This window comes from Luteibacter sp. 3190 (assembly GCF_031456385.1).
In the GTDB taxonomy this organism is placed as follows: domain Bacteria; phylum Pseudomonadota; class Gammaproteobacteria; order Xanthomonadales; family Rhodanobacteraceae; genus Luteibacter.
The window spans coordinates 91,445-110,818 of sequence record NZ_JAVDUO010000004.1; the positions used below are offsets into that span (position 1 = coordinate 91,445).

Sequence of the window (19,374 nt, forward strand, 5' to 3'; positions counted from 1 at the left end):
CCATGACGCCGATTGCGTCCGGAGGACCGGGCGGGCTAGCCTCCGACGATCGGGACCACGAGGGTCCCTCGAGGAGTGCTACATGAAGAAACGCTATGCCCTGCTCGCGGCAGGGCTCATGTCCCTGGTCGGCAACGCTTTCGCCGCACCCGCATCCTCCGATGCCATCCCCGATATCCCCTTTACCCGCTTTCAGCTGCCGAACGGACTCACCGTGGTGGTCCACGAGGACCACAAGGCCCCGGTCGTCGCGGTCAGCATCTGGTATCACGTCGGCTCGGCCGACGAGCCGGCCGGCAAGACCGGCTTCGCGCACCTGTTCGAGCACCTGATGTTCTCCGGCTCGGAAAACCGCAAGGGCACCTACTTCCAGCCGTTCGAGCTCGCCGGCGCCACCGACATGAACGGCACCACCTGGTTCGATCGCACCAACTACTTCGAGACCGTGCCCACCACCGCGCTCGACATGGCGCTGTGGATGGAATCCGATCGCATGGGCCACCTGCTCGGCGCCATCGGCCAGAAGGAACTCGACACGCAGCGCGGCGTGGTGCAGAACGAGAAGCGCCAGGGCGAGAACCGACCCTACGGCCGCGTGGACGAGAACATCCTCGTCAACACCTATCCGGCCAACCATCCCTACCACCACGACACCATCGGTTCGATGGCCGACCTCGACGCGGCCTCGCTGGCGGACGTGAAGAAGTGGTTCCACGACTACTACGGCGCCGCGAACACCACGCTCGTGCTCGCCGGCGACATCACCGTCGCCGAGGCGAAGGCCAAGGCCGAGAAATACTTCGGCGACATCCCCGCCGGCCCGCCGGTGCCGCGCCAGCAGGCGTGGATCACGCCGCTGCAGACGTCGACGCGCGGCACCCAGCACGATCAGGTCGCGCAGACGCGCATCCTGCGCACGTGGGTCGTGCCGCAGCTCGGCACCGACGACGCCATCCAGCTCGACCTGGCCACGACCGTGCTCGGCGGCGGCAAGACTTCCCGTCTCTATCAGCGGCTCGTCTATCAGGACAAGCTCGCCGACGACGTCAGCATGGGCATCTCGCCCTTCGCGCTCGCCAGCCAGGTGCAGCTGAGCGTCGACGTGCGCAACGGCGTCGACCCCGCGAAGGTGGAAGCCGCCATCGCGGATGTCTGGAGGGACTACCTCGCCAAGGGCCCCACGGACGACGAGCTCGCTCGCGCCAAGGTCGTCAACCGCGCCGGGTTCGTGCGCGGGCTGGAAAAGGTGGGCGGCTCGGGCAAGGCGGCGATCCTGGCCGAGGGCCAGGTCTACCGGAACGACCCCGCGGCGTACAAGAAAGACCTCGCCCGCGCGCAGGCCGCCACGGTCGGCTCGGTGCTTGCGGCCTCGAAGACCTGGCTCGCGAAGGGCGACTACACCCTCACCGTGCTGCCCGCCGCACCCGGGTTCGACCCGGCGGCCGAGGACAAGGCGGTCAAGGGTCTGGGACCGTCGGACCATCGCCCGGACGCCGTCATGCCGAAGCCAGCCGACTACACGGTGGCGAAATCCACCGTGGATCGCTCGAAGGGCGTGCCGTCGGTCGACACCTTCCCCGACCTCGTCTTTCCCAAGCTGCAGCGCGGCAAGCTGAAGAACGGCATCGAGGTGATCCTCGCCGAGCGGCATACGGTGCCGATCACGCAGGTACAGCTCCTCTTCGACGCCGGCTACGCGGCGGACCAGGGCCGCAAGCTCGGCACCGCCAGCTTCACGTCGACCCTGCTCGAGGAAAGCACGACCTCGCTCGATTCGGTGGAAGTCGCCCGCCGCAAGGAGCGCCTCGGCGCCTTCGTCAGCGCGAACTGCACGCTCGACACCTGCGGCGTCGGCCTCAACGCGCTGAACGAGCAGCTGACGCCGTCGCTCGAACTGTTCGCGGACATCGTCCGCAACCCCGCGTTCAAGGCGGACGACATCGAGCGCATCCGCGGCCAGTGGCTCGCGGGCATCGCGCAGGAAAAGACGGAGCCTACCGGCCTCGCGCTGCGTTCGTTGCCGCCGCTGCTTTACGGCAAGGATCACGCGTACGGCATTCCGTTCACGGGTAGCGGCACGGAATCGGCGATCAAGTCGCTGAAGGCCGCCGACCTCGTCGCTTTCCAGCGCGATTACCTGCGGCCCGACAATCTGCGCATCCTGGTCGCGGGCGACACGACGCTGGAAGCGATCCTGCCGCGACTCGACGCCGTGTTCGGCGACTGGACGCCGCCCGCGACACCGGTGCCGAAGAAGAACATCGGTCAGGTCGCCGTCCAGCCGAAGCCGCGCGTGTTCCTCATCAACCGCACGGACGCGCCGCAGTCGCTGATCCTCGCGGGCCTGCTCGCGCCGTCGACCAAGGCGCCGAACGCGCTCGACCTCGGCATCGCCAACGGCGCCTTCGGCGGCACGTTCACGTCGCGACTGAACATGAACCTGCGTGAGGAGAAGCGCTGGGCATACGGCGCGGGCAGCATGCTCTCCGATGCCAAGGGCCAGCGCCCGATGCTCTTCTACGCTCCGGTGCAGACCGACAAGACCGCCGAATCCGCTGCGGAAATCCTCAAGGAATCGAAGGACGTCATCGGCACGAAGCCGCTGACGGACGATGAGATCGCGAAGATCCGTGCGCAGCGCGTGCGCGCCTTGCCCGGCAGCTACGAGACCACCAGCGCCGTGCTGAGCGCGCTTTCCGGCATCGTGATCTACGACCGTCCGGACGACTACGTGCAGACGCTGAAGTCGCGCATCGAAGGCGTGGACCGCAAGGATGCCGAGGCCGCGCTGTCCGCGGTGATCCGGCCGGACGCGATGACGTGGGTGATCGTCGGCGACCTGCGCAAGATCGAGGCGCCGGTGCGCGCGCTGAACCTCGGCGAGGTGCACGTGATCGACGCAGACGGCAATCCGGCGAAGCCGGTCAAGGCACCCGCCGGCTCGAAGGCGGCGGCGAAGCACACGCCGTCGACGCCCGCCGCGGGAGAGTGAGCGACACGGTGGCGCGATCGCAAGCGTCGCGCCACCGCCGTCATCCCGTTAGCATTAGCGCCGATCGATTTCCCCGGAGTTCCGCCATGCGCAAGTACCTCGTCTTCCTCGCCCTTCCGTTCGCACTCTCCGCCTGTAACTGGGGCATCAAGCTCGACGACAACGCACGCAACATCCGCACGGCATGGAACGGCGACGTCGGCAGCTGCCGTGAGCAGGGCAAGGTCACGGTGTCGGTGATGAACCGCGTCGGCCCCGTCGATCGCAGCGACCTCAAGGTGCGCGACGAACTCGAAGTCCTTGCGCGCAACGAAGCCGCGAAGATGGGCGCCGACACGATCAAGCCCCTCGGCGAGCCGCGCGACGGCTCGCAGGACTGGGCGGCCTACACCTGTGGCACCCGTAGCCTGCCGGCGTCCCCGTCGGCGGCACCGGCAACGCAGCCCGCCAATCCGGCACCGCAGGGCGGTTTCGAAACGGTTCCGCTCAAGAACTGATTCCGGAGCGCTTGGCTCGCGACCCGGCGCGTCAGCGTGACGCGCCGGCCGCCGAACAACCCTGCACCAGGCCTTCGTCGAACCATTCGCGCAGCAGCGTGCCGGCCTCGGCCGCCACGTCGATGGCCGGTACCTGGGTGCCGAGCCAGGCGCATACCTCGCCAAACGTCGCCCCCGACATGGCCAGCGACAGGCAGATGGCATCGCGCGACGGCAGCGTGGCGAAACGTGGCGCGAGGTGCCGGCGCCAGACGCGTACCGTGGAGGGCTCCGTCAGCGTCACCGCATCCGGAACGGGCGACGACGCGGCGAGCGCGGCCCATATCGTCGCGGCGTTCGTGTGCAGTCGGTGGAGGCGTACCGACGGTACGAAGCGGAACGTCGCCTCGCTCCAGTCATCCACGGGGCAGTCGCGCAGTGCGATGGACGTTACATCGGGGCCATAGAAGGCATCCCTGAGTGCCTCGTCGATCCAGGCCACCTCGGCGACCGCTTGCGGAACCCTGGCGAGGCGCTGGAGGAAATCCGGGAACGTGGCGCCATAGCCGTTGAGGCTCCACGCGTGCGAGGGATGGCCTTCGGCGTACGCATGGGCCATGGCGGCGAACCGCTCGTGGCCAAGCAGGCGTTCGGTGCGTTCGAAGGTGTCGCGCAGGGCTTCCACGAGGCCGCCGCGGTAATTGCCGAGATGCACGCGCCATCCGCGCGCATCGGCGACCGGCGGCTCGCCACCGTCGAGGAGCGAGCCGACGAACCGGCGCTGCAGCAGGGCGAGGGTCATGCCGCGACGCGGGCCGACGCGCCGGCGATGCGACGTGCTTCGTCGAGCTCGTCGAGTAGTGTTGCCAGGGGCGGAATGTTTCCGTCTCGCTCGATCATGGTCGCGACGGGGCCGAGGCGTTCCATGAAGCGGGCATACAGATCCCACACCGGTGACGGGACGGGCGCATCGTGCGTGTCCACGAGGAGATCCTCTCCCCGACTGTGCCCCGCGAGATGGATCTGCCGGATCCGGTCGACGGGCAGCGTATCGAGCCAGTCCTCCACACGCTGGCCATGGTTCGTCGCGCTGACCACGATGTTGTTGACGTCGAGCAACAGGTAGCAGCCTGTGCGGGCGCAGAGTTCGGCGAGGAACGACGCTTCGGTCATCGCGCCGTCGAACGAAAGATAGGTCGATGGGTTCTCGACGACGAGGGGCCGGCCGAGCGCCTCCTGCGCCACCATGATGTTGCGTGCGACGACCTCCAGCGCCTCGTCGGTGTACGGCAGGGGAAGGAGGTCGTGCGTGTGGATGCCATCGACGCCGGTCCAGCACACGTGGTCGGAGACCCAAAGGGGATCGAACCGGTCCGCGAGGAGGCGCAGGCGGCGAAGGTAGGTCGCGTCGAGCCCGTCGACGGCGCCGAGATTCATCGACACACCGTGCAGCGCGAGGCGGTAGCGCGCACGCACCTGCTCGAGTACGTGCAGCGGCTTGCCGCCGTCGACCATGAAGTTTTCCGAGATGATCTCGACGAAATCGAGCGGCTGCCGGGCTTCGAGCACGTCCGCGTAGTGCGGCACGCGCAAGCCGAGGCCGAAACCGGCGAAGGAAGGAAGTGCGGACGGTGCCATCGTGCTCTCCTCGAAGGCCCGGCCGACGAGCGGCCGGGCCGGGTCCATCAACCCGCCGGCGGCGTGGTGCTGCCACCCTGCGCCTTGCACTCCTGCACGGAAACCTCCTTGAAACCCTGGCCCTTGCAGCTGTTCTGGCCCTTGCACTCGTGGCTGCCGGACTTGCAGTCCGACGTGCCCTTGCACGAATTGATGCCGTAACAGTGGACGGTCTTGCCGGCCGCCTGTTCGGCCGCCTGCGCGGGCGCGACGATGGCGGCGGTGGAGACGGCGAACAGCGCCGCGGCGGCAGCGATACTTTGCGAAGCGGTATGCATGGTGATACTCCATCATGTGAAGGAATGCCGGACCGGCACACATCAGTTCGTCCGGCGACGGCACCCGGTTACAACGCGATGAGATGTCGTCAGCGCACGCCGATGGCGCGATCCACCGACCAGCGCCCCGCGCCGCGGGCGATCAGGTAGAGCAGGATGGCCGCCCATGACAGATGCGTCGGCCACGCGTCGGGGTAGACGAAGATTTCGATGATCGTCGTCATGCCGAGCAGCACGAACGCCGACAGGCGCGTGAAGATCCCGAGCACCAGCAGCACGGGCACGAACGTCTCGACCGCGGCGGCGGCGTGCGCCGCTATCTCGGGCGGAACGAGGGGCAGCGCGTATTCGCTGCGGAACAGCTCGTAGGTGCTGGCGGTGATCGTCAGGAAGCCTTCGACCTTGGTGCGTCCGGACTGGAAGAAGATCGCCGCGATGGCGACTCGTCCGGTCAGCGCGATGAGGTCGCCACCGATCCATCGTTCGAGGTGCGCGGTCAGATGATTCCAGCGATCCCTGAGAGAGCGGGGGCGGGCGGCGAGGGCGGTGGCAGGGTTCATGGACGTTTCCTTCAGGCGGTCGTCAGTGCGCGCGTCTGGAGCAGGTGGGAGAAGACCCGATCGGCGGGGACCGCCGGGTGCAGTGAGGCGACACGATCGATGGAGTGCGCCAGCGTGGCGCCCCCACGGCACGCGTCGAGGAAGTCGAGCGCCGCGCTTTCCGTGGTCGTCACCTCGACCTCGTGCAGCGGACGGGTGATCAGCGTGACCTGCGGTATCCATGCGAGGTCGTCACCCACGGCGCGCCCCTGTCGACTCGCCTCCCAGATGGCGAAGGCGGGCGTCGCCGCGGCAAGCACGCGCGTCGCGGGATGGGGGGCGACGACCAGCTCAGCGAGTGCGCTGGCGTCGAGCGCGCGCACGGCCGCGACATCGAGGGACCGCGCATCGGCGGCGAACTGGCTTTCCAGGAAGAGGCGATCGAGCCGGGCGACATCGGCCAGGTAAGGCAGATGCCGCGCGGCGGGTGCCGCGGCGAGGAAGGCCGGAAACGCATCGCCGTAGGTGTTCGACCGAGGGTCGCCCGGCGGGCAGGCCACGGCATAGGCGGCCGCGGCGGAGCGAAACCACTCGGCGCCGACCAGGCAGGCGACGGCGGGATAGTTGGCCTCGAGCGCATCGATCGCGGCCTGTCGCGCGGTGCCGTAATGCACGGCGAAGCCGCGTACGCCGTCCCACGGCGCCGCGGGCGCCTCGCCCACCAGCGCCGCCTGGAACGAGCGCTGGAAACGCGACAGGGAGGCCGCCGGGCGAGGCATGGCGACTCTCAGCCCGTCTTGGTCAGCGAGCCGTTGCCCTTGGGCGTCCTGATCGACGTGCAGGTACCGGCGGGTACGTTCTTCCATGCGTTCTTCTGGTAATCCGCCTTCGCGGTGCCGGCGCACGTGGTGCCCGGACCGGCCGCGCAATCGTTCTGGCCCGCCTTCGCGACGCCCCAGCATTTTTCGACGGCCGGCTGCTTGCCGCTTTGCTTCTCATCGGCATGCGCCACGCCTGCGACGAGGGCGGCGACGGAGAAAGCGAGCGACGTGACGTAACGGTGTGACATGGGAACTCCCGTCATGCCGGACCCGGGTGGCCGGCTTCATGGACGAGTTCGTCGGTCGGGTCGCGACGGTTACAACCGTGCATCCAGAAAAAATTTTTCGTCGCGCTGTAACCGCCGGGCGGCGCCGGACGAACTCGGGATCATGGACGCCATGCCGATCACGCGACTCATGCCTCGCCATACGGATCGTCGCGTCGCCTGGTCTACACTGCCGGGCGCCGTGAACCGCATGGCGCGCACCCCCCTGGACGGAGCGTCAATGATCCCCGAGCGGACATGCGACCCAGCGGCCGAACGACGCGCGCAGGTCGAGGACGAACTACGCGTTCGCCTCATCGCCGGCATGGCTGGCGACGGCGTCGCGTATCGCGGCTTCCTCGATCGGCTGGCCTCCTACCTGCGCGCCTATCTGCGCCGGCGCCTTCCTCGGGCGCTCGAAGACGTCGAGGACATCCTCCAGGACACCTTGCTGGCCGTGCACAACGCGCGGCATACCTACCGGGCGGGCGAGCCGGTCACCGCGTGGATCCATGCGATCGCCCGCTACAAGCTCGTCGATTTCTTCCGGGCGCACGCCCGGCGCGAAGCGCTGCACGATCCGATCGCCGACGACGACCTGTTCGTCGCCTCCGACGACGAGCCGGCCGACGCGCGGCGCGACGTGGGACACTTGCTGCGGATGCTTCCGGACCGTCATCGCTTGCCCATCCAGCTGGTCAAACTGCAGGGACTCACCGTCGCGGAAGCCGCGGCACGCAGCGGCCTTTCCGAATCCGCCATCAAGGTCGGCATTCATCGCGGCCTGAAGGCGCTGGCCGCCCGCATCCGGGGTGGCGCATGAAGACCGACGATCTGGTCGCCCTCCTGGCGCGCGAACCGTCGCCCGCGCCGGCTCGCCGCGACGCGCGGCGCCGCTTCGTCCTGGGTCTCGTGGCCGGTACGGCCGCATCCACCGCGCTGATGTTCGTGCTGCTCGGCGTGCGCCCCGATCTGTCGACCGTGATCCACGACCCCGTGTTCTGGGTGCGCCTCGCGCTCCCTTCCGCGGTCGCCGTCGCCGCCCTGCTGGTGAGCCTGCGCCTGTCCCGCCCGGCGGCGCGGATCGGCACGCCCCGATGGGTCGCGCTCGGCCTGCCTTTCCTGCTCGCGTGGATGCTCGCCGCCATCGTTCTGGGCGGCGCCGAGGCCGCGCAGCGCGGCGCGCTCGTCCTGGGACACACGTGGAAAGTCTGCTCGGTGCTGATCACGTTGCTGTCGCTGCCCTCGATCGTCGCCGTGTTCTGGGGTATCCGCGGCATGGCGCCTGTCCGGCTGCGTCTCGCCGGCGCCGCCGCGGGGCTCCTCGCCGGCGCGATCGCTGCGATGGGTTACTGCTTCCACTGCCCCGAAATGGCCCCGCCGTTCTGGGCGATCTGGTACGTCGTCGGCATGCTGGCGGCGGCGGGCATCGGCGCGCTCGCCGGACCGCGCTGGCTGCGCTGGTGATCGTGCCGCCGTTCCCGGTCTGACCCGTCACCGCGTGTCGCGATCATCGGCCATGCACGGCATGGCCCTCAGGATGCATCCGGAAGGGGCGGTCATGCGTATGCATGGCGACGAACCGATACCCGGAGCCGATCATGCACCTCCTACGACGGATCGCCGTCGCGCTTGCCTGTCTCTCGGCCAGCGCGTGCTATCCGGTACGCGATACCTCGAAGCCGCCGGCGGTGCGCCGCCTTGCCGCCGAGCAGGCGCCGCGTCGCGTCGTCCTCGTCTTGCCGGGGATCGGGGACAACCTGGACTCCCTTCAGGCGGGTGGCGTCGGTGACGCGATTCGTTCGGCGTGGCCCGACGCGGACGTGGTGTTCGTCGAGATGACCATCGGTTACTACAAGGACGAGCGCGCGATGCCCGATCTGCACGCGCTGGTGGAGCAGGAGCGCGCCCGGCACGCGGAGGTATGGCTCGTGGGCGCCTCGCTGGGCGGCATGGGTGCGCTGCTTTACGACACGGCGTATCCCTGCGACGTCGACGGCATCGTGCTGCTCGCGCCGTACCTGGGCGACGACGCGATGCTTCGTCGGATCCGCGACGCCGGCGGTCTCGCGCGTTGGCAGGCGCCCGTCGCCGCGCCGCCCGACGCGGCGAACTGGCAGGAGCAACTGTGGCGCCGCGCGAAGGCGTGGTCGATGGAGGGCGGCGATCCGCGCGTCTGGCTGGCTTGGGGCGCGGACGACAAATTCGCCCGCAACATGCCGCTGCTGCGACCCGCGGTGCCCGACGCTCACGTGATCAGCGGGGATGGCGTGCACGCCTGGCGCTCATGGACCCCGCTGGCGGCGCAGGTGTTCGCCAGGGCGGGCGACGCGCCGCGAACGACGCCGGCGGCGTGCCCGAAGTCCTGATTCCCGGCCCGGTCAGGCGCGGCTGCTGAGGAAATCGTCCAGCTGCGAGAATTGCCCGGGAAGCCCTTCGGCCGAGCCGGCGAGAGCGTCTTCCAGCGCTTCGCTGCTCGGATAGCGTTCGTGGTACGTCACGAGCGTCTTCCCGTCGCGCTCCACGAACGTCACCGTGGTGAGCGCGCCATCGTCGCTTTCCTCGTTCGTCCAGACGATGCGCTCGTTCGGGATCACCTCCTTGTACGTGCCGAAGAAGGCCATCGGCTCGCCTGATTCCGGGTTGCGGAACTCGAGGCGATACGAGCCGCCCTCGCGCACGTCGAGCCGGTGCGAGAGCAGGGCGGAAGCGAAGGCCTTCGGAACCCACCAGCTGATGAACGCATCGGGATCGCGCCAGGCCTCGAACACGTGACGGGCGGGTGCGGCGAACGTGCGCCGGACCACGAGCGCGCGATCGGACTCGCGTTCCACGGTCGTGGCGGCGGACTGGGCGGGCGTCGTCTCAGGCATCGGTGGCTCCCTTGCGTTGCAGGTGATTGGGTTTTGCTCATTTCGCACGTTCGAACGGGCGCATCGCTGGATTGGTGGCGCCATGCCCTTTCTGCAACGCGGCTTTCTCCCTTGCGTCCCTGTAGCCCTCCGTCACGTCGGCGATCGTCGGCTCCATCGGCGTGCAGTCCTCATCCTTGCAGACTATGAGATTGACCCGTCCCGACGCCGGTACCAGGGCTCATAAGACGTTTGATCGGAAATCAAGCACACAACGTCTGCAAGAGCAACGCATTTTCTCTCGTCAAAGAGGTCGGTCACCGGTCTCCGTCGTGCCCTCGAACGGGCGACTGGTTGGACTTCCGCCCGGAAGGCTCGTCCACTGGACCTTTCCCCACATGCCGCCGAGGCCGAAGTACAGCCTCGACCGGGCGAAGCACTCCTCCCCGCCCGCTTCCATCGCGAACATCGCCGCCGTGATGAGGGCGGCTGAATTGCCGTATTCGGCAACGCGCTGATACTCACCGAAGGCCTCTTTGAGGCGCCCGGCCGCCTGGTACTCGTGGCCGCGCTTCCAGATCATGTCGATGTTCTCGTCAATGGGTACGCTCGTGTTGGCGGCGGCCTTGGTTCCATCGACGTAAACGTCGAGAAGAAGCGCACGCGAAGGCTTTTCCCGTCCTAAGGTCACCTTCCACGCAGCCATCTTCTTACCCAGGCGATCCATGGTCGGTCGAGGGACCGATTCGAAGCTCTTCTTCTGGGTTCGATAGATGAGATAGAGAATGGATCGAGCCGGATCGCCACCAGCTTCGAAAAGCTTCTCGAGGTCCGCTTTGGCGAAGACAGAGCGTGCCGACGATTCGTGACGGTAGGCGTACCAAAGACCGAGCTGGATCATGGAGGGCTCGTCTGGCGATTCCAGCAACTTCGCCACCTCCGCGTCATTACCCTCTCGTAGCGTAATCGCATCGAGAGCGGAGTACCGGAACCAAGGCAGGTCGAGCTCGCATCGAACCTGGTCACCGAAAGCAACGCCAGGGAGAAACGAAAGAACGGCGAACACGAGCTTCATCCGGCTAATCGTTCCTAGACGCATCATCGGCTGTCCTGGTGATGTAGCAGCAGTGCAGAAACGCAAGCACGCTTGATGGTTGTCAGTGGCTGCCGATGCAGCGACAGGAGCTTTGACGACTGTCGCGCTGATCTTTCCGACCTTCGTGTCCTTGAAATTGAAGCTAAGCCCGTTTGTGCAGAGCAAATGAGCCGGCTGGCCGCGGCGCCTATCGGCGTAAAAGCCATCTTTGGGCTTAGTTTCCCAGGAGAACTCCGGTTTCGTCAGGACCAAGCTTATGCCGGGGCGATGATCCTATCAGTGCTTCGGACTGATGAATTGCTCATACTGGCGCGTAACGTCAGCGATTGTCGGCGCGTTAGGCGTGCAATCCGCGTCCTTGCATGCAGAGATCATCAAGCGTCCAGCTCTGAAACCCCAATCGGATGGATCGCGATCTGGTGGCAGCACGAGAAGCCTCAGATCACAGCTTCCGTCCTGCCTAAGCCGCACGGACATTGCATGCCATGATCTGCCGCTCCAAGGAACATTGGCTTGATGTCCGATCGGCTCAACCGTGTCAGCAAGGCCCTTGCGGCAGCCTACCGGCTCGAATATCACCAGTAAAGACGTGGGGCGATGCATTTCCTGAAGCACCCATGTGTGGTCCGAAGTGTAACTTTGGCCCATCGCTTGTTTGCTTGTTATCTCGACGCTGCCTTGATGGATACACCAAGCTTTCTGCCGGACTTCGCATGCTAAAGGGAAGGATGCCGCAGAGGCTGGCTCCTTGCGCTCCGCCGACGCTGGGATTCTCCCGGAGTTGAGACTTGCATAGGCGAGCAGTAAAGTGAATGCGGCGATCATTTAGCACCTCCATTCGCAGCTTTGGCGCCAGGCGCGCATGTATTCGTACGCGCCGGCTAATCCTCCGCCTCGCCCCCTTGGGTCTGCTCCTGCGATCAGCGGGACGTTGACTCCACGAATTTACGCCGAAGAGCGAGCCAAGGGTGAACTGCTAAGCGCGTCTTAGTGATTGGCCTTGTCGGCCAGCTCCTCGGGAACATTCGCCCCAATCTGGTCGCTTAGATCAAGCTTGATGGCAGGCAGGGCCATGGCATCCTCAAGCACACGCGGAAGTGCGCGTATCTCGTCGAAGTTCTTGATGACATCTTCAGCCGGGACGCGCACCTCAGCCCGCATGATGGTGGGGTGTCTAACGAACGCCATCCATGCCTTGTCAAATGCGGCTCTGGGATCTTTGTCGAGATAGAGGGAGTTTCGCATCCACCAATCACGTATCTCGTTCCCGACATCGAGATGGTCAGCTTCGGCAGCGAAAACGGTCTGGAGCATGCGCATCGAAAGCCGGTAGGCGTCCTGGTGCACCTCGAGTCGCTTCTCCAGTGCAGCGGACCGCATTGAGTAGTGCGCACGCAGCTCTTCGGTGAGCTTGGTGAGGCCGCGGGCGTTCCCGTCTTTGATGTTCTCGACGATCTCGGTCAGCTCCTCCAAGTCCTCTTTCGTCGCAAGGTTCTTGGCCTTCTCGCCGGTGTAGGTGCGAAGCATGGACAAACCGAGGCCGCAAAGGAAAGAGATAACGGCTATCGCCGCAGCATACGCAAGGTCCATGTACATCCCCTATCGATCCCGAATCCCGTAACGCGCGCGTGCCCGTGCCAGCGCACCGTCTATACCCTGCGACCTTCGGCGAGCCCGCACAGCCGCGATGCCGCCGACCAGCATACCGATCAGCACCACAACGCCTACGGCGAAGAACGCAAGGTCGATCCAGTCATCCAGTTCTGTGTGCTGGTGATAGCGCCGCGGCCGGAAGGCCAACTCGGCAAGGCCTGCGATGTTCATGTGTCATTTCCCCTGTACAACGTTTCCCTTATCCCTGCGATACGCGTACGTGCTCGCGCCCAGTGTAATCCAACCGCAGCACGGCTCAGGGGCCAAGCATGTCCACCTTCGACTATTCCCGCCGATCGTTCCTGGGTTCGACGGGAACAACGAGGGCGACGAGTACAGCGCGACTCAGTTCCTCGTTGACGAGATGGGTAGATTCGGCAGCTACAAGGGCAGAGCGATGTAGCAATCGCATGCTCGCGGTCTTCGGGCCGATCCGGAACAGCATGGCCATGCGCCATCCGGTCCTGCTTACGGATCAGGAAATCATCGCTGTCATGAATGCCTGATCGCTTCACAACGTTCTAGCCCGCGCAAGAATCCCATCATCGCATTGATGTGTCCTTCGGGCGCAGCGCAAGAGCAGTGCCCTTAGAAGTGGTGGAGAAGGCAGGGGTCGAATAACTCCGATTGACCCCATGCGCCAAGGCTTGAAAAGCAAGCCACTTCAGCATTCCAGTTTTGAGCGAGGCGCGACGGCGCCGGCAGGCCCTCCAAGCCAGGCACGAAGGGTTCGAGTCCCTTGCTTCGCTCCACTTTTTTGCTGTGTGGGACCGGTGCTTACGGTTCAGCGAGATTGGCCAATGAGAACTCGGCAGCGCAGCGACGGTACCGGCTGCGAGGTTCGATACCTTGATGGATGCAGGACACCCGGATCGGGCGCCCCTCCCAGTCGTTGCCGCGCAAGGCGGCCGTCCTGTACCCAAAACCATTGAGCCCTCCGTCGCTCACGCGACGGAGGGAGGGGCCAGATCTCGAGTCGCCCGGCGAGACCCGGGACCTTATTCAATTACAGATATTGAATATTCACAACTGAACTATATACTTATGGAGTAACTACTGCCGGAGCGCCGCCATGCGCGATTTCGCCACCACCGAAGCCCGTCTCGACATCACGATCGACAAGTACCCCGCCTTCCCGCGGCAGCCTGCGATCGTGACGCGCCTGGTAAAGCATCTCTTCAAGGAGATCAACGACGACGCGAACGCGGCGATGCGCCGGTACGGCCTGAACCACCCCGAGTACAACATCCTGATGATGCTGTACGGCACGCCTGACAACAGCCTGCATCCGTCCGAGCTGGCCGACGTCGCCGGGGAAAAGTCGGCGAACGTCACGCGCCTGACCGGTCAGCTCTGCGACAAGGGTTACATCGTCCGCTCCGGCAGCGAGGACGACCGGCGCAAGGTCACCCTCACGCTCACGCCCGAAGGCGTGGAGGCGATCGAGGGCTTCCTTCCCGACATCGTCACGCTCCTTCACCGGCAGACCCGTAACCTGACCTCCGACGAGCAGGGCCAGCTCGAGGTCCTGCTGAAGAAGATGCTTGGTGGGTTCGGGGAGTAAGCGAGCGCGCCATGTCCGCATCGACGGCCTCAACCAGGGTTCCGCTCACCCGCGACGTTCTCGCGAACACGCTGCGCGAGGAAGCGTCGGTGTGGCTGTTCGTCGCCAAGACGCTGACGGCCCTCTTCGTCGCGGGCTGGATCGCGATGCGCGTGGACCTTCCCGCGCCTTCCACCGCGATGATCACGACCCTGATCGTCGCCAATCGCCAGTCCGGCCTCGTGCTCGCGAAGAGCTTCTATCGCACGCTCGGCACGTTCGCCGGCGCGTTCGGCGCGATCGCCATCATGGCCACGTTTCCGCAGCAGCGCGACCTCCTGCTCGTCGCGCTGTCGCTCTGGATCGGCCTCTGCGCCGGCGGGGCGACGCTCTACCGCAACTTCAAGGCCTACGCGTTCGTGCTGGCGGGTTACACCGCCGCCATCGTGGCGATACCGGTCATCGACAACCCGCCGGGTGTCTTCGATTCCGCCGTCGCGCGCCTGAGCGAAGTGCTGCTCGGCGTCCTCGTCAGCGGCGTGATCAGTGACGTGGTCTTTCCCAGCCGCATGCGCGACGTGCTGCGGCGCACGGCTCGCGATCAGTTCGCGCACTTCCTCGGCTTCGTCCGCGACAGCGTCGGCGGCGCCATCCCGCGCGAATCGATGGAAAAGGCCCACCTGCGCTTCGTGCGCGCGTCCGTCACGCTGGAAGACCTGCGCAGCTCGGTCATCTTCGCCGACGCGGATGCTCGCGCCCGCAGCAACCAGATGCGTCTGTTCAACCAGCGGTTCATGGCCGCCTCGACGAGTTTCCAGTCGCTGCACCACCTGATCAACCGCCTCAAGCGCGCGCGTCGCGACCGCGCGGCCGACACGCTCATCCAGCTGTACAGGCCGATCGGCGAGGCGCTGGACGCGCCGATCGAGGCCGGTTCGGCCGCGCGCATCCTGTTGCCTCGCCTGACGGCCGCACGCGACGCGATCGCCTCGTCGCGCGCCGCGTTGCGCGCCACCCTCGACGACGCGCACGACCTGCGCGACTTCGACACCGGCGCGTCGCTGCTGCGGCGCTTCGTCGACGAACTGCACGACTACGTCGACACTGCCGTGGCGCTGCAGGCGCCGCGCGTCATCGCCGGGTCCGCCGAACGCGTGCGTTTCGATCGCGGCAACGACTTCGTAGGCGCCGGCATCGCGACGCTGCGCACGACGCTGGCGATGCTCGCGCTCGGTGTGTACTGGATCGAGAGCGCCTGGCCGCAGGGCGGGGGAGCCATGCTCAACGCGACGATCTTCGCCGGCCTGTTCGCGACCATCCCGAATCCCACGCGCGCCACCTGGGAGCTTACGTGGGGCTATTTCATCGGCATGGTGCTCGGCTTCGTCTGCAACTTCTTCGTGCTGACGCAGCTCGAGGGTTATGGGCTGCTGGTCGCCGGCGTCTTCCCGTTCATCGTGGTGGGCGTGATGCTCATGGCGAGCCCGCGCTGGGCGGGCCTCGGCCTGGGCTGGGCGCTCGGCCTCGTCTATATCCTGGCGTTCAAGAACACGCAGACCTACGACCCCGCGCACTTCATCAACGACGCGGTCGCGCAGATCGTGGGCCTGCTGGCGGCGGCGGTGTCGTTCATCGTGATCCCGCCGGCGATCGGCAGCGCCTGGCTGCGGCGCCGCCAGCTCGCGCGCCTGCGCGCGCAGGTGGCGCTCGCCGCGGAGGCGCCGTTGCCCGGCCTGCGCCACCGCTTCGAAAGCGTCAACCACGATCTCGTCAGTCAGATCGCCGCCCAGACCGAGCCCGGCAGCAGCGACTCGCGCGCGTTGTTCGCCTGGGCCCTCGCGGTGCATGAGACGGGACGCGCGCTGATCGAACTGCGCCACGACATGGTCCGTCGCGGCGTGCCGTCGACACTCAAGCCCTATCTGGACGCGGCGTTGCGCAGCCTCGCGCGCTTCTACGAGAAGCCCGAAGCGCCGGGCTACCTGCTGGCGCGCGACGCGGTCGCCACGGCGATCGCGAGCGTGGGCGAGCACGACGGCAGCGCGCACCTCATCGAACACCTGCACCTCGTCCGCATGGCGCTGCTCGATGGCGAGTCCATCCTCGCCGCGTACATGCCGGACACCCCGCTGAGCAAGGAGATCGTCCATGCCACGTGAGATCGTTCTGGGCGACGCGCTCGTCCCGGGCCTGCTGATCCTGTTCGTCCTCGCGATCGCGGTCATCTGGCTGCTGGACGCGATCGCGGGACGCTTCAGTCTCTATCGCTTCGTATGGCACCCGCCGCTCTTCCGCCTCGCCGTCTTCGTCTGTGTCTTCGGCGCCTTCGCGCTGCTCCTGAACTAGAGTGATGCCGTCATGAAACTCGCCTCCCTTGTCCGTTTCGCCATCACCGCGCTCGTCGTGGTCATCGGTGTCGTCGTCGGGTTAGCCCTGTGGAAGCACTACATGTATTCGCCATGGACGCGCGACGGCCGCGTGCGCGCCGAGATCGTGCGCATCGCGCCCGACGTGTCCGGCCTCGTCACCGATGTCCGCGTGATCGACAACCAGACGGTGAAGAAGGGCGACCTGCTCTTCGTCGTCGACCGCGCGCGCTACGAGAACGCGGTGGCGCAGGCGAAGGCGAACCTCAACGCCGCCGAGGCCGCCGCGCGCGCCGCCGGTGCCAACATCAACGCGGCCTTCGCCGGCGCGGAGCAGAGCCGCTCCAACTACGAGATGTACGAGGCGCAGTCGGAGCGTCGCCAGAAGCTGATCAACAACGTCATCTCCGCCGAAGACAAGGCCAACGCGGTGGCGGCGGCGAACGCGGCCCGTGCCGGATGGCAGCAGGCGCAGGCGAGCACGAAGCAGGCCAGCGCGTCGCAGCAGCAGGCGCTGGCGGCGGTCGCGCAGGCCCAGGTCGAACTGGCGTCGGCGCAGCTCAATCTCGATCGCACCGAGGTGCGCGCCCCGGTGGACGGCTACGTCACCAACCTCGACGTGCGCATCGGCGACTATGCCAGCGCGGGCACGGCGCGCATGGCGCTGATCGACAGCGGCTCCTACTGGATCTACGGGTATTTCGAGGAGACGAAACTCCCGGGCCTGCGCATCGGCGATCCCGTCGACATCCGCCTGATGAGCGGCGGCGTCCGTCTGCAGGGCCGCGTCGAAAGCATCGCCCGCGGCATCACGGACGCCGACAATCCCACCGGCAGCGATCTGCTGGCCGACGTGAACCCGACCTTCAACTGGGTGCGGCTGGCGCAGCGTGTGCCGGTGCGCGTGAAGATCGACACGGCGCACATGCCGCAGGGCACCGTGCTGGCGGCGGGCATGACCGCGACGCTCGTGGTGCATCCGGCGGGCGTGGCGGCCCGCTGAGGGGGTGTCAGGCTTCCGCTGGCGCCAGCCGCCGCAGGCGGTGCTGCAGCCAGCGGTCGACATCCGGCCATTCGGTGGCGAGGATGCTGTAGCACACCGTGTCGCGCAGGGAGCCGTCGTTGCGGCGCTTGTGCGCGCGCAGGATGCCTTCCCGCTTCGCGCCGAGCCGCTCGATCGCCCGCTGCGAATCCTGGTTGTAGGCGTCGGTGTGGAATTCCACCGCCACCGCGCCGACCTCCTGGAACGCGTTCGAGAGCAGCAGGTGCTTGGTGGCCGTGTTGACGTGGCTGCGCTGCCAGCGCCGCGCGTACCACGTGTATCCGATGGCCAGGCGGGACGGGTCGGGCACGATGTCGTAGTACCGCGTGCAACCCACGATCTGCCCGCTGCCGTTCTCTCGCACCACCCAGGGCGACATCCGGCCTTCTTCCTGCCCGCGCAGGGCGGCCTCGACGTAGTCGGTCATTCGGCCCGGGGCGGGCACCGAGGTGAACCAGAGGTCCCAGAGGTTGCCGTCGGCCGCGGCGCTCTCCAGCGCGGCCACATGGTTCAGCCCGAGCGGCTCCAGCGTGACCCAGCGGTTCTCGAGGCGGACCGTATCCATGGGATTCAGGCGTCCAGGTCCGGGATCAGCCGGCTCTCGATCCGCGCGATGGCGTCCTTCAGCAGCAATTTGCGCTTCTTCAGGCGCGTCAGCTGAAGTTCGTCGCGGCTGATGGCGGCCGCCAGGTGGTCGATGGCGGCGTCGAGGTCGCGGTGCTCGACCTTCAGTTCGGCCAGGCGCTGGGAGAGCTGCATCGGATCCTGGACCTGCATGGCGTTCGGCCGGTCGGGGGGAAGGGGCGATTGTAACCCCCGGCGCGCCCGGCCGCAGCGGCTACAATAGGCGACTCGCCCGTCCCGAAGTGCCACCCTCATGTCCGCCTCCCCCGACGCCACCCGCAAGCAGACCTTCGAAGCCGGCAAGCTGGCCAAACGGCTGCGCCGCCAGGTCGGCCAGGCGATCGCCGACTACGGCATGATCGAGGAGGGCGACAAGGTCATGGTCTGCCTGTCGGGCGGCAAGGACTCCTACACCCTGCTCGACATGCTGCTCTCGCTGCAGGCGAAGGCTCCCGTGCGCTTCGAGATCGTCGCGGTCAACCTCGACCAGAAGCAGCCGGATTTCCCCGCGCACGTGCTGCCGGAGTACCTCACGGCCCGCGGCGTGCCGTTCCACGTGATCGAACAGGACACCTACAGCGTCGTCACCCGCGTCATCCCGCAGGGCAAGACGATGTGCAGCCTGTGCTCGCGCATGCGCCGCGGCGCGCTCTACCAGTGGGCGGCGGACAACGGCGTCACGCGCATCGCGCTGGGCCATCACCGTGACGACATCCTCGGCACGTTCTTCCTCAACATGTTCTACCAGGGCAGCCTGAAGGCGATGCCGCCGAAGCTGCTCTCCGACGACGGCCGTCATGTCGTGATCCGTCCGCTCGCGTATTGCCGCGAAGACGACATCGCGGCGTACGCCGAGTCGCGCGCGTTCCCGATCATTCCCTGCAACCTGTGCGGTTCGCAGGAGAACATGCAGCGCAAGGTCGTCAAGCGCATGCTCGCCGACTGGGAGAAGGCGCATCCCGGCCGCAGCGAAACCATCTTCCGCGCGATGGGCAACATCGCGCCGTCGCAGCTGACCGACCGCTCGCTCTTCGACTTCGCCTCGCTCGGCGCACGCGACGACGCGTCGCGGCCCGACGCGCACGCGTGGCTCGCCGGCGGCGACGGTCGCGACGAAACCGACTGATCATTCCCCTAACGTCTACAAGG

The 19,374-nt window shown here is 66.7% G+C and carries 22 protein-coding genes and 1 tRNA gene; 11 read left to right on the forward strand and 12 right to left on the reverse strand.

The features are described from left to right. Window positions 1-82 precede the first annotated feature (82 nt). Together J2X58_RS16075 and J2X58_RS16080 are read left to right on the forward strand one after the other, a co-directional pair. Window positions 83-2,992, forward strand: a complete 2,910-nt coding sequence (locus J2X58_RS16075) for a pitrilysin family protein (protein WP_310049339.1) — start codon at window positions 83-85, stop codon at window positions 2,990-2,992. An 86-nt stretch (window positions 2,993-3,078) separates the two neighbouring features. Further along, a complete protein-coding gene (locus J2X58_RS16080; RefSeq protein ID WP_090179848.1) occupies window positions 3,079-3,489 on the forward strand; it encodes a DUF4156 domain-containing protein in 411 nt (136 codons plus the stop codon). A gap of 31 nt (window positions 3,490-3,520) precedes the next feature. On the opposite strand, the gene J2X58_RS16085 is transcribed toward J2X58_RS16080, so the two are convergent. The 6 genes from J2X58_RS16085 to J2X58_RS16110 form a co-directional block, all read right to left on the reverse strand. Further along, the gene (locus tag J2X58_RS16085; protein ID WP_310049344.1) at window positions 3,521-4,270 is read right to left on the reverse strand and encodes a DNA-binding domain-containing protein; all 750 of its coding nucleotides are present in this window, start codon (window positions 4,268-4,270) and stop codon (window positions 3,521-3,523) included. Next, window positions 4,267-5,106 carry a DUF692 domain-containing protein gene (locus tag J2X58_RS16090; RefSeq protein ID WP_310049347.1) on the reverse strand — a complete coding sequence of 280 codons (840 nt, stop codon included), beginning with the start codon at window positions 5,104-5,106 and terminating at the stop codon, window positions 4,267-4,269. The genes J2X58_RS16085 and J2X58_RS16090 overlap by 4 nt, the downstream gene beginning before the upstream one ends. Window positions 5,107-5,153: 47 nt before the next feature. Next, complete coding sequence (locus J2X58_RS16095) at window positions 5,154-5,423, reverse strand: hypothetical protein (protein WP_090057651.1); 270 nt, start codon at window positions 5,421-5,423, stop codon at window positions 5,154-5,156. Window positions 5,424-5,512: 89 nt separating this feature from the next. Next, complete coding sequence (locus J2X58_RS16100) at window positions 5,513-5,983, reverse strand: DoxX family protein (protein WP_310049349.1); 471 nt, start codon at window positions 5,981-5,983, stop codon at window positions 5,513-5,515. A gap of 11 nt (window positions 5,984-5,994) precedes the next feature. Beyond that, window positions 5,995-6,741: a putative DNA-binding domain-containing protein gene (locus J2X58_RS16105; RefSeq protein WP_310049351.1), complete on the reverse strand. Its 747-nt coding sequence runs from the start codon at window positions 6,739-6,741 to the stop codon at window positions 5,995-5,997. An 8-nt stretch (window positions 6,742-6,749) separates the two neighbouring features. Further along, on the reverse strand, window positions 6,750-7,031 hold the full coding sequence (locus J2X58_RS16110) for a DUF2282 domain-containing protein (RefSeq protein WP_090057644.1): 282 nt from the start codon (window positions 7,029-7,031) through the stop codon (window positions 6,750-6,752). 259 nt (window positions 7,032-7,290) lie between these two features. On the opposite strand from J2X58_RS16110, the gene J2X58_RS16115 reads away from it, so the two are divergent. The 3 genes from J2X58_RS16115 to J2X58_RS16125 all read left to right on the forward strand — a co-directional run bounded on the left by J2X58_RS16115 (window position 7,291) and on the right by J2X58_RS16125 (window position 9,418). Beyond that, a complete protein-coding gene (locus J2X58_RS16115; RefSeq protein WP_310049355.1) occupies window positions 7,291-7,872 on the forward strand; it encodes a sigma-70 family RNA polymerase sigma factor in 582 nt (193 codons plus the stop codon). Next, window positions 7,869-8,516: a DUF1109 domain-containing protein gene (locus J2X58_RS16120; protein WP_310049358.1), complete on the forward strand. Its 648-nt coding sequence runs from the start codon at window positions 7,869-7,871 to the stop codon at window positions 8,514-8,516. Before J2X58_RS16115 ends, J2X58_RS16120 begins: the two co-directional genes overlap by 4 nt. A 134-nt stretch (window positions 8,517-8,650) precedes the next feature. Further along, the gene (locus tag J2X58_RS16125; RefSeq protein WP_310049360.1) at window positions 8,651-9,418 is read left to right on the forward strand and encodes an alpha/beta fold hydrolase; all 768 of its coding nucleotides are present in this window, start codon (window positions 8,651-8,653) and stop codon (window positions 9,416-9,418) included. Window positions 9,419-9,430: 12 nt separating this feature from the next. Here J2X58_RS16125 and J2X58_RS16130 read toward each other — a convergent pair whose 3' ends face one another. The 4 genes from J2X58_RS16130 to J2X58_RS16145 all read right to left on the reverse strand — a co-directional run bounded on the left by J2X58_RS16130 (window position 9,431) and on the right by J2X58_RS16145 (window position 12,821). Further along, window positions 9,431-9,922 carry an SRPBCC domain-containing protein gene (locus J2X58_RS16130; RefSeq protein WP_310049363.1) on the reverse strand — a complete coding sequence of 164 codons (492 nt, stop codon included), beginning with the start codon at window positions 9,920-9,922 and terminating at the stop codon, window positions 9,431-9,433. Between the two features lie 283 nt (window positions 9,923-10,205). Continuing rightward, the gene (locus tag J2X58_RS16135) at window positions 10,206-10,976 is read right to left on the reverse strand and encodes a hypothetical protein (protein WP_310049366.1); all 771 of its coding nucleotides are present in this window, start codon (window positions 10,974-10,976) and stop codon (window positions 10,206-10,208) included. A 1,008-nt stretch (window positions 10,977-11,984) separates the two neighbouring features. Beyond that, window positions 11,985-12,587: a hypothetical protein gene (locus J2X58_RS16140; RefSeq protein ID WP_310049369.1), complete on the reverse strand. Its 603-nt coding sequence runs from the start codon at window positions 12,585-12,587 to the stop codon at window positions 11,985-11,987. Window positions 12,588-12,596: 9 nt separating this feature from the next. Beyond that, a complete protein-coding gene (locus tag J2X58_RS16145) occupies window positions 12,597-12,821 on the reverse strand; it encodes a hypothetical protein (protein WP_310049374.1) in 225 nt (74 codons plus the stop codon). 511 nt (window positions 12,822-13,332) lie between these two features. On the opposite strand from J2X58_RS16145, the gene J2X58_RS16150 reads away from it, so the two are divergent. From J2X58_RS16150 to J2X58_RS16170, 5 genes are all read left to right on the forward strand, one after another. Next, window positions 13,333-13,402, forward strand: a tRNA-Gly gene (locus J2X58_RS16150). Between the two features lie 320 nt (window positions 13,403-13,722). Next, the gene (locus J2X58_RS16155) at window positions 13,723-14,214 is read left to right on the forward strand and encodes a MarR family transcriptional regulator (protein ID WP_310049376.1); all 492 of its coding nucleotides are present in this window, start codon (window positions 13,723-13,725) and stop codon (window positions 14,212-14,214) included. An 11-nt stretch (window positions 14,215-14,225) separates the two neighbouring features. Then, entirely contained in the window at window positions 14,226-16,352 is a 2,127-nt protein-coding gene (locus tag J2X58_RS16160; protein WP_310049379.1) for an FUSC family protein, read from the forward strand. Further along, the gene (locus J2X58_RS16165; protein WP_090057619.1) at window positions 16,342-16,539 is read left to right on the forward strand and encodes a DUF1656 domain-containing protein; all 198 of its coding nucleotides are present in this window, start codon (window positions 16,342-16,344) and stop codon (window positions 16,537-16,539) included. The genes J2X58_RS16160 and J2X58_RS16165 overlap by 11 nt, the downstream gene beginning before the upstream one ends. Window positions 16,540-16,551: 12 nt before the next feature. Next, window positions 16,552-17,562 carry an HlyD family secretion protein gene (locus J2X58_RS16170; protein WP_310049382.1) on the forward strand — a complete coding sequence of 337 codons (1,011 nt, stop codon included), beginning with the start codon at window positions 16,552-16,554 and terminating at the stop codon, window positions 17,560-17,562. Window positions 17,563-17,569: 7 nt separating this feature from the next. On the opposite strand, the gene J2X58_RS16175 is transcribed toward J2X58_RS16170, so the two are convergent. Together J2X58_RS16175 and J2X58_RS16180 are read right to left on the reverse strand one after the other, a co-directional pair. Continuing rightward, a complete protein-coding gene (locus tag J2X58_RS16175; RefSeq protein WP_090057614.1) occupies window positions 17,570-18,166 on the reverse strand; it encodes a GNAT family protein in 597 nt (198 codons plus the stop codon). Between the two features lie 5 nt (window positions 18,167-18,171). Then, window positions 18,172-18,378 carry a DUF465 domain-containing protein gene (locus J2X58_RS16180; RefSeq protein WP_090057611.1) on the reverse strand — a complete coding sequence of 69 codons (207 nt, stop codon included), beginning with the start codon at window positions 18,376-18,378 and terminating at the stop codon, window positions 18,172-18,174. Between the two features lie 100 nt (window positions 18,379-18,478). On the opposite strand from J2X58_RS16180, the gene ttcA reads away from it, so the two are divergent. Next, window positions 18,479-19,351, forward strand: coding sequence for a tRNA 2-thiocytidine(32) synthetase TtcA (ttcA, locus tag J2X58_RS16185; protein ID WP_310049386.1), 873 nt, complete (start codon window positions 18,479-18,481; stop codon window positions 19,349-19,351). Window positions 19,352-19,374 lie beyond the last annotated feature (23 nt).